Below are 16642 nucleotides of genomic sequence, written 5' to 3'. Positions count from 1 at the left end.
TTTCGGATAATCCCAAACTGGGATATTGCCTCAATAAACTTCAGTAGTGACGCAGCCCAACAAGTCGATGAAGCGGACGGGCAAGATATACTGGTGGTGAAACATGGGTTATCTGCCGCCGCTCACTTTAGCCGTTAGCTATTGCTTTCTGCCAAACTTAGAGATCGGGAGAGATTGAGTGTCGATCGTTGCCATGATGGATATTTACCCTGGAGATTTTGAAGCGATCGCTCTTGTCAGTCTGGCGATCGCGGGTTTAACTCTTGGTGGGATACTAGCATTAGGCTTCTTTTTGCTCTCTGTTTTTGTTCGCCGAGATCTGTCTCCTGGCATTTTGAAGGGATGGGCGATCGCAGCCTCAGTGGTACTCAGCATCAACATTTTCGCATTTGGCTGGTTATCCGATCTGGGACAGCAAAATTTTGGACGCGATGCTCAAAATCAACCATTGATTCATCCCTCCCCAATCCTGATTGGCAGTATTAGCCTCATCAATATTCTGGCTCCCAGCGTTGGTGTCATGAGTCCGATTGTGGCCTTCTGGGTGACGTACAATCGGCATAATGAGAGCAATCCAAGGAAGGATAAATCTGTCTGAAAATAAATATTTTCCATGACTGGCAATGCACATAGATGAAGCGTTCAAGGAGAAAACAAAGCAAAAATCAAAGGATTGATTTGGCAAATAGAGTGCAAATCTTTCTGAAAATTCCGCTCTCGCTATAATTAAGTCAAATTATTTAAAGAATCAGTCTATGAAGATTAAAGCAGTCATTCATCCAGCAGAAGAGGGCGGTTATTGGGCAGAAGTGCCAGCACTACCAGGGTGTATCACTGAAGGAGATACCCTAGATGAGGTGATGCAAAATTTACGTGACGCAATTGAGGGTTGGTTGACCGTTGCTAACAAGCTGAAGAATGTAGACTCAAGCGCTCGAGTTGTGGAAATTGCTGTATGAAGTCCATTTCCGGAAAACAACTTTGCAAGATTGTTGAGCGAAAAGGTTGGATTTTACAGAGGATTACTGGAAGCCATCATATTTATGAAAATCCTCAAGTAGAAAAAATTCTCTCTATGCCGAGACGTAGACGTATTGACTGCCTTTGAGGACGGAACTACGGAACTACCTGACGATCGGCTTTTGGTCAGAGTGACGGAGCTTAAGCGCGTTCTCTTTACCCAAGATATTCGCTTTCGAGTTTTAGCCGAAACTTGGCAGATAGAAGGCAAACTTAGAAGATTGGCTCAATTCTCAAAAGAATGAGTTTTTTGATGCAGCTAATGATGTGCTAACCAAAAATTCTCAGTTATATCAGCGATTAGCATAATACCAGATTGATGTGAAGCTGCATAGAATGAAAAGTAGGGTGTGTTAGCGAAGCGTAACGCACCGCTATCCTGAGAATTTAGGAGAGTTGATTCTAGGCAACGTAATCTTAAATTGGTATAATGCGTTTTCTGACGTTAATCGAGGTGCTGGAACTATATCGCAGCGTCATTACATCAAAGATTATTCTGTATCTAATAAAATAACGTCAATTCATGAAAGTTCTCGCACGGGCAGCGATTCCAGAAAATTACGCAGTAGAGTCTTCCCCGATGACGTTAATACGCTTTCGGGATGAAACTGTACGCCTTCGATGTGGGGATACTGGCGATGTCGGACTCCCATAATCGTGCCGTCTTCAACCCAAGCTGTAATCTCTAAAACGTCAGGAATGCTCTCTTTTTCGATAACTAAACTGTGATAGCGAGTGGCGGAAAATGGACTCTCTACACCTTGAAAAACTCCAACCCCTGTATGTTGAATTTCTGAAGTTTTACCGTGCATGAGGACGGGAGCAGAAACAACTTTTCCACCAAAAACTTGACCGATACTTTGATGACCCAAACATACGCCTAAAATCGGCATTGTCGGCCCCAAACGCTCGATAACTTCTAAAGAAATGCCCGCATCCTCCGGTCGCCCCGGCCCCGGCGAAATGACGATTCCGTCGGGATTGAGGTGAAGAATTTTATCGATATCGATGCAATCGTTGCGATAGACTTGAATCTCTGATGCAACCCCGAGTTCTTGACCTATTTCGCCAAGATATTGAACTAAGTTGTAAGTGAAGCTGTCGTAGTTATCGATAACAAGAATCATTCGGTTTTAGAGTGGGTTCTATCTCAACTGAGTAACAATGGCAACGTACAAGGGCGGAATCAGAATCAAGCTGGCTACAAAAATAGCTGCGATCGCAGCAATTAAGACTGCCCCTGCCGCACAGTCTTTGGCAATCTTCGCCAGTTCGTGATAGGACTGCTTCACTGTTAAATCCACGACGGATTCAAGCGCGGTATTGAGCAGTTCTAACGTCATCACAAGCGCGATGGTTAAGCCAATTGCGGACATTTCGATCGCGGAACGATGCAGAAAAATTCCCAGTCCGATCGCGACTGTACCAATAATCGTATGAATGCGGAAATTTCGTTGCGTGACAAACGCATAAGTCAACCCCGCCCAAGCATACTTGAAACTAATGAAGAGATTGGGCGCAACTTTCCAGGCTAATTTGCGGTTAGCGGCGGGCGTAGGTTCGGGGGAATCGGGAATTGGCGAAGTCACTTCAGTTTTGGCTCTAATACCATCGGTTCCAAAGAATTGAGAGGGGGCAGTTTCCATAAGATCGGATGTTGTTAGGTGTTGCTTGAGGGTCATGAGCGTCAGTCTGTCCGTCCTAGCGATCGAATGACCGATCGATATCAGTCATCGGCATTATAGTCAATAGCGAGCGTTTTAGCCTATTCCTTTAGTAATCACAATTTGACATTTTTCCGAGCTTCATTATTCTCTGGCGAGATAAATTATCCCCTTACTATTCAGAACAAGCCCCTATCGCTAATAACCGCTCCTGCTCCTCCAGCATTCGCTGTAAACTGTCGTCCTCCGGATGATCCCAACCCAACAAATGCAAGAAACCGTGAGCGGCCAGCCAAGCCAATTCCATTCTTAAAGTTCGATTGTACTCGCTCGCTTGACGTTTCGCCGTTTCCACAGAAATTACGAGATCTCCGAGATATAGCGGCTCGAATTCCAGTTCCTCAGCCGTCGGAAAATCGACCTCTAAGGCTGCAAACGCTAAAACATCGGTGGGCTGGTCTTTACCCCGATATTGGGCGTTCAATGACTGAATTTCAGCATCATTCGTCAGGCGCAGTGTCAGTTCGTAACTCGGGGCAGGCGGCAAATCTGCAACCCGCGCTTCGATCCACCCCTGAAACCATTGTTCCCAAGTTTCTAGGGAAATTGGACTGCTCTGAGGCTCGTTTTCAAAAAAGGCATCTTGAATATTAACCGCGATCTCGAGGGGTGCGCTATTAAAGGAAGAACTCTGCATCGCCCATCACCGCGTTAAATAAGCCAAACCGATTAAGAGCGCGAGAATGCCCGCCGTCGATAGAAAGAAGTGTTTCAGGGATGTTCCCCGCTTGCGAACCATATTTCGCATCGCCAGTTTTACATAACTGGGCGGTTTTTGACCTTCTGTTGAGGTCGTTTCGTTCGCTTCCGAACTCGGTGTAGAAGGAGAAGAATTGCTCATCAAAACCTCTTAAATTACTAAAAAAAATTCAAAATTTAATACTTTGCCCTTCACGATTCACGATCGACGATTCTCAAATATGCCTCAATAAAGGGATCGATCGCGCCGTCCATCACGTCGTTAATTGCGGTCGTCTCTACGTTACTCCGTAAATCTTTGACCAATTGGTAGGGATGAAAAACGTAATTACGAATTTGGTTTCCCCAGGCAGCTTCTACCATATCGCCGCGAATTTCCGCAATTTCTTTAGCGCGTTGTTCGATGGCAATTACTAACAGCTTTGCTTTTAACAAGGTTAGCGCTTTTTCTTTATTTTGTGCTTGGGAGCGTTCCTCGGTACAGCGCACGGCAATCCCCGTTGGCAGGTGAACGACGCGCGCGCCGGTTTCCACTTTATTCACGTTTTGTCCGCCTTTGCCGCCGGAACGAAAGGTACTGTATTCTAAGTCTTTTTCGGGAATTTCTAGAGCAATTTCATTCTCCTCGAGCGCGGGCATAATTTCTACCCCAGCAAAACTGGTTTGCCGCTTGCCGTTGGCATTAAAGGGCGAAATTCTAACCAAACGATGGGTTCCTTTTTCGCCTTTCAAGTAACCGTAAGCATAGCGCCCGTCAATTTCTAAAGTAACGGACTTAATCCCCGCTTCGTCGCCCTCAGAAAGTTCGGCAAGGTGAACTTTATAGCCCTGTTTTTCGCCCCAGCGGGTATACATTCGCAGCAGCATTTCTGCCCAATCTTGCGCGTCGGTTCCCCCCGCCCCAGCATTAATCGTTAAAACGGCTCCAGCGCTATCGTATTGCCCCGATAGAAGTTGTTGCAACTCCCAACGATCTAAATCTCGTTCGAGCCGTTGGAGGGTGCTTGCTGCTTCTTCTAAGAGCGTTTGGTCGTCTTCCTGTTCGAGTAATTCCGCGATCGCGGAACTATCTTCCCATTCCGACTGCCATTGCTGCATCTGCTCTAAATTCGATTTGAGATCGTTAAGGCGTTGCAGCGTTTTTTGGGCTGAGGTTTGGTCGTCCCAGAAATTCGGCTGCGCGGCCGATTGCTCTAAATCATGAATTTGGGCATTCAGTGCGGGAAGGTCAAAGATAGTCCTGGGTTTTCCCCAGGCGAGTGGCGATCGTTTGCAGATCGCGTTTGAGGTCGGTGATTTCCATTTATTGATAATTAAGCGACAACCGTTGCTTTGAATACAAAGTTATTGTAGTCAAAAGTTTGAATAGACGGCTTGCATAACCTTCAAAACCAAAGGTCTTATCAGCAAGCGCGCGCGATCGACTCCAGCGGAGTTTGAACCGAGGAAGGGAAATTACCTCCCCTTCCCGTTCTCCTGTCAAACCTAGGCTACGACTTCCGTTTTGAAGACGAAATCATTGTAGTCAAAGTCGAAACCGCCTGCAAAATCTTCAAAGCCGAAGGTATTATCGGCTAGCAAGCGCACATGATCGACTCCATCGGAGTTAGAACCGAGGAAGGGGAAGTAAACATTATTCGTATCTCCGTTGGCGATAATAAACGGAGCATAGAGGGCATTAGTTCCTGCCTCGAGTTTAACGTCGAGCGTGCTAGTCACGGTATTCGAGCTTAAATTCAAGCCGCTGACGCGATTGGCGAGCGCTACGTCTTTATAATTGCCCGCACCGACCCGAACGCCGGTTGCTTCGCCTGTAGTCGGGTTGAGAATTTGCCCGTCGAGATCGACGCGGTACAAACCCACTCGGTTGTTGAAGCTTGCCTCTTTCTGGAATACAGTAAAGCGAACGGTTTTAGACGTATTGAACGATCGCAGATCCAGGACTTCTCCCTCAAAACTTCCTTGCACGGTCGTCCCCAGAGGAGGGGTTGCTGTGGTTTGCTTGACTGTCACTGCCATATCGTTAAAATCGCGATCGCCGCCGCCCGGTCCATCTTCCCAAGACAGTAGGAAAGCACCGGTTCCCAATTCGTTGGTTCGCAGTTGTTGGAAGCTCGAGATACCGAAGGTCGAACCGAGTAGGGCGGTTCCCGCAGGCGGTCTTCCGCTGAGGTTTCCATCAGTCGTACCATTAGAGATCAAATAAAAGGCTAAGCGATCGCCAGCATTAAATTTTGAGGAAGTCGTACTCGTTCCATCGCTCAGTCCGGATAGCGTGCGGGTAATCAGACCATCGTTATAAGTAACGGTCGGCACGGCAGAAAAAATGGCATTGCCATAGGTCAATGCAGCTTGCGTGTAGTTCTGACTTCCGGGCGTTATGCCAGTGGAGTTCCCTTGGAAGTCCAAAATTTCGTTGTTCGCTCCAACGCGGAAAACCCCCATTTCGTTGATAAACCTGGCCTCGCGATAATTGAGTTGGAATGTGAGGTTGGTTTGACCGCCATTTCCGATTACAAAAACGTTATCGCCAATGTTGGTGAGGTTTTGGAAATTCCCGCCCGGGCCGGGGCCAGGGCCGGGTCCAGGGCCAGGGCCGGGTCCAGGGCCCGGAGGAGTCGTCGATACCGTCCCCGCGATCGCGAACTCATAGCTTCCTTCGTTGAAGTCGTTGCTGTTAAAGCGAATCGTACCGTTGAAAGCACCGCTGAAGTTGGAGGCAATCTGCAACGGCAGCGCGATCGATGCGCCAGGAGCGAGGGTTGTTGGGAAATTCCCTGCTAAAACTAAACCGTTAGGAAGTTGCAGGTTGCTTAGATTAAGCGCTTGAGTCCCCGTATTTTGAATCGTGAAGGGGAAGGTCGTTCCGGGCGTTACCGTGCCGAAATTGAAGTTGCCCGTGCCGGTGGGGACGTTATTATTATTTGGGTCGAGGACGTTAATTTCCGGTCCGTTGACGGTAATGCTGAAGGTAAAATCGTAAGGATTTTGGGCATTATCGCCGTCGTTGCTGTCAATCGACAAGCTACCTGTTTTCACGCCGCCATCTTCAAGGGCAGTGCCGCCGATGACGATATTCTGGGTTGCTCCCGAGGCAATGGTAGTCGGGGCGGCTCCGACGAGACTAAACCCAGCCGGTAGCGTGATGTTGAGGATATCGAGGTCAAAGTTCCCCGTATTGGCAATGGTTAGGGTTCTGGTTTGACCGGGATTAAGCGAACCGAGGTTAACTCCGGTACTGCCATCGGAGATGGGCGTTGCACCGTCGCGGACTTCGATATCGGAGGCTAAATTGGTGGCTGTATTGGTGATATCGTTGAGTGTATTTCCGGTAATGGGACTATTCTCTCGAACTAACGCCCCGTTATCTTCGTTGCGAATGCCGCCTCCATCGGCGGCGGTATTTCCAGTTATTGTCGTTCGGAGCAGAGTTAGCTGTCCGCCTTTGTTCAAGCTATTTTCGTTGGCGATCGCGCCGCCACCATCGCCCGCTTTGTTGTTTTGAATAATACTATCGGTGATGGTCATAATCCCGAAGTTGGCGATCGCGCCACCATCATCCGTAGCCTCGTTGTTTTGGATCGTAGCCTTGTTAATCGTTACCGTACCGGTACTCCAAATTGCGCCGCCGTCGTTTCCAGAGTTTGAGGGCGGGTTGGGCGATGAAGCTTTACCTCCCGATAGCGTCAGGTTATTCAGCGTCAGATTTCCTGAAGAACCTTCTCCATCGACATAGAACAGTCGGAAATCCGAGCCGCCGCTTCTTGCGATCGTTGCACCATTGCCTTCAATCGTAACGCTGCTACTGATGCGGGGTAGGCCGACAAACCCTCGCAAAACTTGGTTATTGCCAACTGGAAAAACTTGACCGTCAGCTAGACCATTTCCCGCATGGAAAAAGAAGTTGGTCAGGCCGTATGTTACTCCCGCGACCAACCGAATCGTGTCCGCACCCGGATTTGTTCCTTCATCGTTGGCATCATTAATGGCCTGGATCAACTGCGTAACGTCGTTAACGGTGCGATCGAAGAAAATCCCTTCGTAGGCGGCTAAAACTTCGGGTTGGAAGGCTAAAGATGTCTGAATTTCGCCGGTTGCATACTCCAGGTTCCAGTTTCCGCCTAATGCTTGGCTTCCCGTTACGGTTTCGGAGGCGGCGATGTTCGCGCCGGTAATTTCTGCCAGTTTATTGACAAAATGCTTGCCTTGTGATAAAGCTACTTCGCAGCCGTAAAGTAAAATTTCGCTAACTCGTTCTCGCCAAGTTTGGAGTTGTTGCGCCCAGTCGTCCAAGTTTTCGGCATTCAGTCGCGTTGCGCCCAATTGCAAGCATCCCGGCGCGCCGTGAGTAATGAGGTGAAGGCTAACGGGATGGGAGTATTGTTGCAGGCGGTAACGAATTTGCGCGATCGCGTCTTCCTTCGCATCGAGAAGCAGGACGCTAACCCCCGGACGAACTCCCGCCGCTAATTGCTGGCGATTGGCGATATCAGGAGCGATCGCGACTAAAACCTCGTAAGGGGTAGATTGTTCGCGAATCGGGCGATTCGGACTGGCTAAGGCTGGGCTGCTCGTATTCATTTTCACTCTCTCACGCAGATTTAGGAAAACTTGGCTTCCGCTTCCAGGTTTTTCAACCAGGATATCTCGGACGACGAGAATTGAAAAGCCGAAAATTGGTTAATTTTAGCGGTTGGTTTATAGACTGAATTCGGTCGAAACCTTCTCGGAAATACACCCTTAGCGCTAGCGAACCTCTTTGAGAGTTTCGATGCGATCGGTAAATAACTCAGTGAAAAGAGCGATCGCGCGGCGGTCTTCTCGCACTTTAACATTAACGCTCACCGCCATCCCAGATTGTAAAGGAATTTGCCGCTCTTTCACCTTCAATACTTGTTCGTCTAAGCGGATTTTAGCCGGAAAGCGGTAGAAGCGATGCACTTCATCGGGCGGCAGGGCATCCGAACCGATAGAAATCACTTCGCCTTTAATATCGCCAAATTCGCTGAAGGGGAAAGAATCGATTCTGACATCTGTCTTCTGACCTTCTCGCACGAAACCGATATCTTTATTAGTAATAAATACTTCCGCTACGAGCTTTTGATTCGGGACGATGCTCATTAAAGGGGTTGTCGGATTGGCGACCGAGCCAGCGTGGGCTTTTAAGTCAAACACCGTTCCCGCTTCTTTGGCGCGCAATTCTTTATATTTTAAGGTTTGTTCGGCGGAGCTAATCTGTCCGTTGAGTTCGGTGAGTTGCTTTTCATTGCTCGTGATAATTTGAAGAACGGATTGAGAAAATTGACTGTCAATTTCAGTCATCCGTTTTTCATTCGCTGCAATGCGATCGCGCAAATCGTTTTCCGTCTTCGCTACAGTAACGACAGTTTCTTCGCGTCCTTGAGCGATATCGAGTTGCAAGCGCTTTGCTTCTTCCTGTAACTGGTTAATTTCCGCTTGTTGGGTTTGAACTTTTTGTTTTTGTTCGATGTATTGTAATTGTCCGATCGCGCCTTCTTCGGACAGTCCCCGCAACCGTTCTGCAACCTCTTGTTGCGTGGCGAGTTGCGATCGCGCGTCGGCAATCTTCACCTGAGTTTGAATCAACTGCTGGCGAATTTGTGCCACTTCTAAATCTGACGCGCGACGGCGAGATTCCGCTTCCACACGAGCAGCACGAACGCGCGCCGCATCTTCGCCTTGCGTTCCGGCTAATTGCGCGCGAAAGGTCTGATTTTCCCGCACTAATGCTTCGCGATCGCTAGTGAGGGCGAGAATTTGCGGCGGCAGTTTCAAACTCGCTAAGCTTGTCTGTAAGCTCGCACTACCGGGCGAGGAGAGTAAACTGCGATAGAGTTGGTTTTCCTTGTTCAACGCCTCGCGCTGCTTCTTCATCGCATCGACTTTTGCGAGTTCGGCGCTCGAATCGAAGCGAACCAATAAATCTCCCGGTTCGACGGGCTGACCGTCTTCGACGTAGACTGCCTGTACCACCCCTTCTTGTGGCGCTTGAACTTCCTTAACCGTTCCTTCCGGTTTGAGTTGACCTTGGGCGGGAATCACCTGTTCGATTTTAGTAAAGTAAGCCCAGGTTACGCCCAACGTTACCACGCCGACGATCGTCCAGACGATAGCGCGCGACCAAGCGGGGGACTGACGCAGGACGACAGGGCGATCGAAGGCATCGATCGCGCTAGAGTTGTAAGGCTCGAAAAAAGAAGTCGATTCGCGATCGCTGGCAATTTCGGCGCGATCGTGCTGCTGGGGGAGCAAGCGATTTCTGAGGGAGTTTTGCGACCGTGGTTTATTCATAATAATGCGTTATTCTGCGACTCGACGAACGATCTTCATTACAATATGACAAACCGCAAAGGACTCGATGCGATCGAAATCTTAATAAAGATTAACTTCTGCGTCCGGGATGGAGGAATCTGTCTTTTATGCCATATCCTGCCACCTTCTGGCAATCACTGGCAATCATTGGATCGACCAACGCACAAATATTTTTATCTTTGAGTTCTCCCCTTCCCTAAAAATAGGCTGATTCAGAAACTTTTGGATGGATATGGCTCGGAGTTAGGCATCGTCTTCAGCTTTGGCTGCATTTAAAACTTTCAACATCGTATCTGCTACCTCAAACGCATCGTAGGGCGACCAGATTGGATAAGATTGGTTGGGCTGAATTAGTTCTGATTCTTGTTGTGCGAGTTCCGAGATGAGGATTTGCACGATCTGAAACTTATCCAAACGACTCAGCTTTTTCAAGGTCGAGATGAGTTCTGATGAAACCATACAAAACACTCCAGTTAAATCCAGGTCGTCTCTTGATTATAGAAATTATGGCAGGAGCGCGCGCTTGCTTGCAGGCGTTAAACTAGAGAACAAAATCCTCACCCTCTGCCATCGCGCGAAGCGCGAAATTTTTTTATTCGTAGGGGCGGGTTTATCCAAAACCTATTGTTCCCCCTCGCCAAATTGAATCTAAAAACCCGCCCAATTTTCCGATTTCAAGGAATAATCCCGGCAATTGGTAGTGGCGGGTTTATCCAAAACCTATCGTTCCCCCGTGCCAAATCGAATCTAAAAACCCGCCCAATTTTTCGGTTTCATCAAGGCGAGGGGCAGGTTTTCAAATGAATTTGATAAAATGAAACCAGAGATTTTAGGTAAACCTGCCCCTACCAATGTCCAAACCCACGCGGTATAACCCAGAAATTCACCATCGTCGTTCGATTCGCCTGCCGGGATACGATTATGCGTCGCCCGGTGCCTATTTTCTGACGCTATGCCTTCACAATCGCGAACCTCTTTTCGGCGAAATCGTGAATGGAGAAATGCACTTAAACCTCTATGGAAAAACGGTTAAAACTTTCTGGGAAAATTTGGAACGCCATCACGAGCGAGTGAAATTAGATGTTTTTACAATTATGCCAAACCATCTTCATGGTATTATTGAATTAACCGATGTTATAACCCCAAAAGCCAAGAGTTTAAGCGAGATTGTGCGGGGTTTTAAAACCTTTTCTGCGCGTCGCATTAATCAAATGCGTAAAATGCGGAATGTTCCGGTTTGGCAGCGCAACTATTACGAACATATTATTCGCGACGAACGCGCCTTAGAACAAATTCGACAATACGTTCTGGAAAATCCTCAACGCTGGAAAGAAGATACTGAAAATCCAATTTTCGGTATAAAGGAAAAAGATAACATTAGTAGGGTGCGCTAGGTGCGAGTAAGTTTTTTAAAAAAGCAGATTTGAATCTGCGCCGTAACGCACCAATTTAAACAACCAATTCATCCAAGTCCTCGGTGCATCGCTTCTCGCGGAGCGGGAGAAGTGAACAAGTAGGGGCGGGTTTTCCCATCGAGTCGCTCGTGTGTATACAGAAATGTGAGGTAAACCCGCCCCTACATATCTTATTAACTTTTTTTATGCCTTCCTACTTAGCTGCATTTAACACTTTCAACATCGTATCTGCTGCCTCAAACGCATCGTAGGGCGACCAGATTGGATATGATTGGTTGGGCTGAATTAGTTCTGATTCTTGTTGTGCGAGTTCCGAAATGAGGATTTGCACGATCTGAAATTTATCCGAACGACTTAGCTTTTTCAAGGTCGAGATGAGTTCTGATGAAACCATATAAAACACTCCAGTTAAATCCGGGTCGTTCTTCCTATTATAGGCATTATAGTCAAGGTGCGCGCTGCGACGAAGAAAGACTGGGGGCAAGAGTCGTCGGGTGGGAATTGCTGCAATTTCTTTAAGTTAAAGAGAGAATTTTAAATCAGCAATGCTCGCCGAAGTTTAGGGGTGGGTAAAGTGATTCAAAATAATCCATTAAAAATTAATTGCGTTTGCTCTCTGACCCGCTCTAAGGATGAGGAGTAGTGGGTTTTATCGCGCGGCTTCTTGTTGCTGATACAAGGAATAATATCGCCCGCGCAATCCCATTAAATCGTCGTGAGAACCGACTTCAACGACAGCCCCTTTATCCATCATGACGATGATATCGGCATTCTTAATGGTAGCGAGACGGTGAGTGACAAATAAAACAGTGCGTTCGGCAAATGCTTCGGCGAGGTTGGAACAAAGTTGCCGTTCGGTGGTGTAATCGAGGGCGCTGGTGGCTTCGTCGAGAACGACCATTTCCGGGCTTTGCAGGATTGTGCGCGCGATCGCGATTCGCTGTCTCTGTCCCCCAGAAAGCCCCGCCCCGCGCTCCCCAACGCGGGTATTATATCCATTCGGCAATCCCATAATAAAATCGTGAGCGGCGGCAATTTGTGCCGCTTCGATAATTTCATCGGTACTCGCATCGGGATTATTAATCGCAATATTATCTTGCACGGTTCCATCAAACAGTAAAGTATCTTGAGGAACGACACCAATTTGCCGCCGCAGCGAATATAACTCAACTTTGGCAATATCGTAACCATCGATAAAAATACGTCCGGTTTCGAGATTATAAAGGCGTGCAAGTAACTTCACGAGCGTACTTTTGCCCGCGCCGCTTTGTCCGACAATCCCGACAAATTGACCGGGTTGAATTTCGAGGTTGACGTTAACTAACTGGGGGGCAGTATTGGCTTTAAAGCGGAAGGTTACATTTTCGTACTTAATCGCGCCGGAAATCGCGGGGAGAGGGATATTATTGCGATCGGCTTCCGCTTCTTGGGGCGTATCGACAATATCGCTCAAACGTTCCAAAGATAGCCCGACTTCCTGGAAGTTTTGCCAGAGTTGGGCGAGGCGCAATAAGGGCGAGGTCACGTAACCGGCGATGATGCGAAAAGCGATCAGTTCTCCGAGGGAAAGTTTACCTTCGAGAACGAGGAATGCACCCGCCCAGAGAACGACAAGACCGGAGAATTTGTTAAAGAAGTTGTTAGCCGATTGGGCAAAGGTAGAAGTAATAACGGTTTTAAAGCCAGCGGAAACGTAGCGGGCGTAGCGTTCTTGCCATTGCCAGCGCGATCGCAATTCGATATTCTGCGCCTTAACGGTTTGAATTCCGGAGGTAACTTCGACTAAATAAGCTTGGGTTTCGGCATTGCGTTCGGCTTTAGCCCGAATTTGAGAGCGGATGGTAGGCGATAAGAGTAACGTTAGTAAGATAAAAGCTGGAATCGCCGCTAAAGCCACAAGCGTTAGCTTCCAGCTATAGATAACCATAACGACGATATAGACCACCGAAAAAATCGAGTCGAGAACGACGGTTAAAGCCGTTCCAGTGAGGAAAGACCGAATATTTTCGAGTTCGTTGACGCGACTGGCGACTTCCCCAACCGGACGGCGCTCGAAGTAACGTAAGGGTAAGCGTACTAAATGGTCGATAATTTCCGATCCCAAACCGAGGTCGATGCGATTGGTAGTATCGACAAAAAGATACGTTCGTAGGGTGGAAAGGAGGGCTTCGAGGAAGGCAACCACGATTAGAAATAACCCCAAACTTTGTAAGAGATCGGGGGTATTTTTAACAATGACCTGATCGATGATAATTTGAACGATTAAGGGGTTGGCTAGCCCGAAAAGTTGCACGAAGAAAGAGGCGATAAACACTTCGAGCAAAACAATGCGGTAGCGCCAGATTGAGGGCCAAAACCAACTCAAACCGAAACGTTCTTGGGGGGTTTCTTTGGTGGGTTGGAGGAGTAGAACTTGACCGCGATTGCCCCAAGTTTCGAGGAAATCGGCAGGTTTGCGGCGGAGAATCCCAATTTCGGGAACGGCAATGACGCAGGCGCGATCGCTAATTTCATAAAGAATCGCTAAACTATCCTGCCACATCACTAAAGCAGGGGTTTGCAGTCGCGTCATCGCCCGCGCCGGAACATCCATCAGTTGAGCGTTAATGCCCAGCAGTTCCGCCACTGCACCGCAGAAATAGAGCGATAAACTGCCGTTGCGTTGCAGTTGGTCGGCGAGGACGCGGCGCAAGACTTCTCGCCGGAAGGGGATTTGGAAGTATTGGCAGAGCATTTGGAAGCAGGCGAGACCGACCTCCAAGGAACTGCCACCGCGCACGAAGGGATATCGCCCTCTGCGTTGCTCTCGAGCGGGTTCGGCGCGAGGGGAAGCGTCGAGGTCGATAACGGGGTCGGGCGCGTAGGGAACGGGGGTAAAACTGGTATCGAGAGGGGCGGTGATATCTTCGGGGGGCGCGGGTTCGGCGGGTGAGGGTTCGTCTTCGACGACGAGATCGCTCTCGCGCAGCCCCAGCAGGCGGGCGGGGCGGTTGCCAGTGACGCGCAGGGGCGCGCGTTCGGCTTCGACATTGATACAACTGCCCGAGGGCAGGTCGCCGAGGCTACCGCTACTGAGGAACCAAAGACAATCGCCGTTGAGTTCGGAGGTGACGGATTGGCGGGGTTCGATTGAGTAGATGCGGGCGTGGCGGTCGGCTTTGAGGGCAATGGTTTTGAGTTGGGCTGCCCCTAGGGCTTCGAGGGCTTCTTGACGAGCGAGGATTTCAAAGATTTCGATGAGGTAGGGGCGGGATTGGAGGTAGGAAGACCATTCGGGGTAATCGCGCAGGAGTTTGAAGAAGTCTTGGGTGCTGAGACTGAAGCCGACGGATTCGGTAGATGCGATCGCGGTTTCGCAGGGGACACCGCGTATTAGCCCCGCTAAACCGATAATTTCGCCCGGTTCGAGCAGTTGCAGCGCGATCGGCATTTGGGTGGCGGGTTCGTAACCGAGGAGGCGCGCTTGACCTTGGTAGAGCAAAATGAGGCTATCGGGCATTTTTTCGCGCAGCGCGATCGTTTGCCCCATCCGGTAGCGCAGGGGTTGCAAGCGTTCGGCAACCTGCTCTAAGACGGCTGGGGGCAAGTCGCCGAAGGGAGTCCGTTCTGCCAGGAAGGCTTGGAGGGTAGAGGCAGTGTAGGTCATTGCAGTTCTCGGTTATCGGTCATCAGCGACTACCGCTTTAAGGGGATTTCGATTATGGCTTGCTTATTAGTTTTGATAAACCAGAAAGGCTGGAAGACTGACAGCACCATGATAATTTGTTACAGAAGGTTGTTCGGAAAGATGCGATCCGAACTGCCCAGAAATTGTTTGCGCACTAGCTGTCTAAAAGTGTCTAAATCTGTTGCCCAATTGTCAAGTTGTTGTTGGAGTTGGGCTTGGACGATCGCGCTGGTTTCGCCTTCGATGGCGTAGTTGAAGCTTCCGGAAAACAGTAGGGCGGCGATTACGTCCCCCGAGGGCTGTTGCACGCGGACTTCTTCGATCGCGAGTTGCAGTTGGGCGCGCTCGAGTTGGTAAATTAGATTAACGTTGGCGCGCGGTTGAGCGATACCAAACTCCCGCCAAGCTCCCGCCGCGAGCAGTTTGGTGAGGACGAATTCGCGTGCGGCTTCGGGTTGTTGAGGAAAGCCGATCATCAGTTTCGGGTTGATGGAGAGGGCTTGATAGGGAATATTCGGCAGTTTTTCGACGTAACGGCGCGCGAGTTCGGGGACTTCTAGGGCGGACGGCGTTTTAGTGGCGATCGCTTCTGAAAAACTGACTGTGCGCGGTTGAGCGAGGAGGGTTACGCCGCTATCGAAGGCGATTTGGGTGAGGTTATCTTGGAGAATGGGCGCGGCTTTTAGTCCCCAGTCGGCGGGAATAATGCCGCTGAAGCGCAGGAAGTCGGGTTGAGCGATTTTGGGATCGAGGGTTTGGGCGTAGAGCGCGATCGCGAATTCCTCAATTTCGATCGGACTCTGCTCGGCGTTCCAGATGGAGTCTAAGGTCATGCCAATGAAGAGCAAAATAATTGCCAATTCAGTATACAGTTAGGATTAGCCAATTTCTCTCACAACGTCTTCGGGTGTCACTGCCGTAATTCCTTCTGAACTGTATCGCTTAAAATCTTCTGCATTGAGAGTGAGAATATACGAGATTGCATTGACTTTCATTATCGAAACCAACCGAGCATCATGAACTTGAACTTCTGAAACTCCAAACCTGACGACTAGCCTGCGCCATTCTTGGTAAACTCCCGAACTGTCGGGTAATACAGGAAACAAGCGTTCAATCAGTTGCAACAGTCGATCGGCATCAGAAGGTGTTAAGCCAAATCCATTCCGCTCGACAGGACGAGTAATAACGTTCCAAAATTCAACACAATTTTGAGACGCAATTATGAGGGTATGTCCATCTTGACAAAGCTTTCGGACAGCAATTCTAATTGAGGGATGAAGCGGATGAGAGCGATCGGCAAACCGCAATAAAACATTGGTATCTACTAAATACACTGCGCTCAAGGATGCTCCTCATAAATTCCCGCTCGACTCACCGCGTAATCCGATAAAAGAGGAATAGTCACTCCAGCGTACAATTGAAACTCCTCAGCAAGACAATCGGCTAGCGATTCAAATGTTTCATTTTCTTGAGAAGGAGGCTGTTCGAGTTCCTGCCCTCCTAATTCTCTTGCATTCAAAGTTAAAGAATCAATAAACTTTAAAACCTTGAATATTTTGATATCGGGCAACAAATTAAGCTTCTTAACAATTTCTTCAATAACAATTTTCATAGCTTTTAACAAGTTTATATTGTTATCAACGAGCGATACATTTTCAGAATACAACTTCTTTTTTTCAATTGTATAGCGTTTTTCACGTGAGTGAGGTACAGTAACAGCAATGTGTAAACCAGTTACGAAAATCCTGCTCAGTCACTTGAGCATAAGCTTGAGCTAGTGCTTC

General features: G+C 48.6%; 17 protein-coding genes. 4 read left to right on the top strand and 13 right to left on the bottom strand.

The annotated features are described in order from the left end of the window. Positions 1-193: 193 nt before the first annotated feature. From H6G50_RS09445 to H6G50_RS09430, 3 genes are all read left to right on the top strand, one after another. On the top strand, positions 194-598 hold the full coding sequence (locus H6G50_RS09445; RefSeq protein WP_190715555.1) for a hypothetical protein: 405 nt from the start codon (positions 194-196) through the stop codon (positions 596-598). 157 nt (positions 599-755) lie between these two features. After that, complete coding sequence (locus tag H6G50_RS09440) at positions 756-959, top strand: type II toxin-antitoxin system HicB family antitoxin (protein ID WP_190715552.1); 204 nt, start codon at positions 756-758, stop codon at positions 957-959. Between the two features lie 135 nt (positions 960-1094). Continuing rightward, positions 1095-1265, top strand: a complete 171-nt coding sequence (locus H6G50_RS09430; protein WP_190715885.1) for a hypothetical protein — start codon at positions 1095-1097, stop codon at positions 1263-1265. Positions 1266-1541: 276 nt separating this feature from the next. On the opposite strand, the gene H6G50_RS09425 is transcribed toward H6G50_RS09430, so the two are convergent. The 8 genes from H6G50_RS09425 to H6G50_RS09390 all read right to left on the bottom strand — a co-directional run bounded on the left by H6G50_RS09425 (position 1542) and on the right by H6G50_RS09390 (position 10235). Further along, positions 1542-2147 carry an aminodeoxychorismate/anthranilate synthase component II gene (locus H6G50_RS09425; RefSeq protein ID WP_190715548.1) on the bottom strand — a complete coding sequence of 202 codons (606 nt, stop codon included), beginning with the start codon at positions 2145-2147 and terminating at the stop codon, positions 1542-1544. 18 nt (positions 2148-2165) lie between these two features. After that, positions 2166-2702: a diacylglycerol kinase family protein gene (locus H6G50_RS09420; RefSeq protein WP_190715547.1), complete on the bottom strand. Its 537-nt coding sequence runs from the start codon at positions 2700-2702 to the stop codon at positions 2166-2168. Positions 2703-2859: 157 nt separating this feature from the next. Beyond that, complete coding sequence (gene ybeY / locus H6G50_RS09415; protein ID WP_190715545.1) at positions 2860-3381, bottom strand: rRNA maturation RNase YbeY; 522 nt, start codon at positions 3379-3381, stop codon at positions 2860-2862. A 6-nt stretch (positions 3382-3387) separates the two neighbouring features. Next, a complete protein-coding gene (locus H6G50_RS09410; protein WP_190715543.1) occupies positions 3388-3585 on the bottom strand; it encodes a DUF3285 domain-containing protein in 198 nt (65 codons plus the stop codon). A 50-nt stretch (positions 3586-3635) separates the two neighbouring features. Beyond that, positions 3636-4746 (bottom strand): peptide chain release factor 2 gene (prfB, locus tag H6G50_RS09405; protein ID WP_190715541.1). Its coding sequence is split into 2 segments (ribosomal slippage): positions 3636-4673 and positions 4675-4746, totalling 1110 coding nucleotides; the frame shifts between segments, so codons are not numbered across the junction. 182 nt (positions 4747-4928) lie between these two features. Next, positions 4929-8024 carry a DUF4347 domain-containing protein gene (locus H6G50_RS09400; protein ID WP_190715539.1) on the bottom strand — a complete coding sequence of 1032 codons (3096 nt, stop codon included), beginning with the start codon at positions 8022-8024 and terminating at the stop codon, positions 4929-4931. Positions 8025-8189: 165 nt separating this feature from the next. After that, positions 8190-9755 (bottom strand): HlyD family efflux transporter periplasmic adaptor subunit, encoded by a 1566-nt coding sequence (locus tag H6G50_RS09395; protein ID WP_190715537.1) that lies wholly within the window; start codon positions 9753-9755, stop codon positions 8190-8192. A gap of 264 nt (positions 9756-10019) precedes the next feature. Beyond that, positions 10020-10235, bottom strand: a complete 216-nt coding sequence (locus H6G50_RS09390; protein WP_190715534.1) for a hypothetical protein — start codon at positions 10233-10235, stop codon at positions 10020-10022. Between the two features lie 392 nt (positions 10236-10627). On the opposite strand from H6G50_RS09390, the gene H6G50_RS09385 reads away from it, so the two are divergent. Next, positions 10628-11170, top strand: coding sequence for a transposase (locus H6G50_RS09385; protein WP_190715532.1), 543 nt, complete (start codon positions 10628-10630; stop codon positions 11168-11170). A gap of 214 nt (positions 11171-11384) precedes the next feature. On the opposite strand, the gene H6G50_RS09380 is transcribed toward H6G50_RS09385, so the two are convergent. The 5 genes from H6G50_RS09380 to H6G50_RS09360 form a co-directional block, all read right to left on the bottom strand. Next, complete coding sequence (locus H6G50_RS09380; protein WP_190715530.1) at positions 11385-11585, bottom strand: hypothetical protein; 201 nt, start codon at positions 11583-11585, stop codon at positions 11385-11387. 255 nt (positions 11586-11840) lie between these two features. Further along, complete coding sequence (locus tag H6G50_RS09375; protein ID WP_190715528.1) at positions 11841-14837, bottom strand: peptidase domain-containing ABC transporter; 2997 nt, start codon at positions 14835-14837, stop codon at positions 11841-11843. Positions 14838-14956: 119 nt separating this feature from the next. Continuing rightward, positions 14957-15718, bottom strand: coding sequence for a hypothetical protein (locus tag H6G50_RS09370; RefSeq protein ID WP_190715525.1), 762 nt, complete (start codon positions 15716-15718; stop codon positions 14957-14959). Between the two features lie 18 nt (positions 15719-15736). Then, positions 15737-16192, bottom strand: coding sequence for a type II toxin-antitoxin system VapC family toxin (locus H6G50_RS09365; RefSeq protein WP_190715523.1), 456 nt, complete (start codon positions 16190-16192; stop codon positions 15737-15739). Positions 16193-16197: 5 nt separating this feature from the next. Then, complete coding sequence (locus H6G50_RS09360; RefSeq protein WP_190715521.1) at positions 16198-16470, bottom strand: hypothetical protein; 273 nt, start codon at positions 16468-16470, stop codon at positions 16198-16200. Between the last annotated feature and the right edge of the window lie 172 nt (positions 16471-16642).

This window comes from Oscillatoria sp. FACHB-1406 (assembly GCF_014698145.1).
Classification (GTDB): domain Bacteria; phylum Cyanobacteriota; class Cyanobacteriia; order Cyanobacteriales; family Spirulinaceae; genus FACHB-1406.
Note: the sequence above shows the minus strand (reverse complement) of the source record. Positions and strands in the feature narration are given on the sequence as shown.

Coding starts and splice junctions, on each gene's coding strand:
- H6G50_RS09445 (WP_190715555.1), top strand. CDS start 194: ATGATGGATATTTACCCTGGAGATTTTGAAGCGATCGCTCTTGTCAGT.
- H6G50_RS09440 (WP_190715552.1), top strand. CDS start 756: ATGAAGATTAAAGCAGTCATTCATCCAGCAGAAGAGGGCGGTTATTGG.
- H6G50_RS09425 (WP_190715548.1), bottom strand. CDS start 2,147: ATGATTCTTGTTATCGATAACTACGACAGCTTCACTTACAACTTAGTT.
- H6G50_RS09420 (WP_190715547.1), bottom strand. CDS start 2,702: ATGACCCTCAAGCAACACCTAACAACATCCGATCTTATGGAAACTGCC.
- ybeY (WP_190715545.1), bottom strand. CDS start 3,381: ATGCAGAGTTCTTCCTTTAATAGCGCACCCCTCGAGATCGCGGTTAAT.
- H6G50_RS09410 (WP_190715543.1), bottom strand. CDS start 3,585: ATGAGCAATTCTTCTCCTTCTACACCGAGTTCGGAAGCGAACGAAACG.
- H6G50_RS09400 (WP_190715539.1), bottom strand. CDS start 8,024: ATGAATACGAGCAGCCCAGCCTTAGCCAGTCCGAATCGCCCGATTCGC.
- H6G50_RS09395 (WP_190715537.1), bottom strand. CDS start 9,755: ATGAATAAACCACGGTCGCAAAACTCCCTCAGAAATCGCTTGCTCCCC.
- H6G50_RS09390 (WP_190715534.1), bottom strand. CDS start 10,235: ATGGTTTCATCAGAACTCATCTCGACCTTGAAAAAGCTGAGTCGTTTG.
- H6G50_RS09385 (WP_190715532.1), top strand. CDS start 10,628: ATGTCCAAACCCACGCGGTATAACCCAGAAATTCACCATCGTCGTTCG.
- H6G50_RS09380 (WP_190715530.1), bottom strand. CDS start 11,585: ATGGTTTCATCAGAACTCATCTCGACCTTGAAAAAGCTAAGTCGTTCG.
- H6G50_RS09375 (WP_190715528.1), bottom strand. CDS start 14,837: ATGACCTACACTGCCTCTACCCTCCAAGCCTTCCTGGCAGAACGGACT.
- H6G50_RS09360 (WP_190715521.1), bottom strand. CDS start 16,470: ATGAAAATTGTTATTGAAGAAATTGTTAAGAAGCTTAATTTGTTGCCC.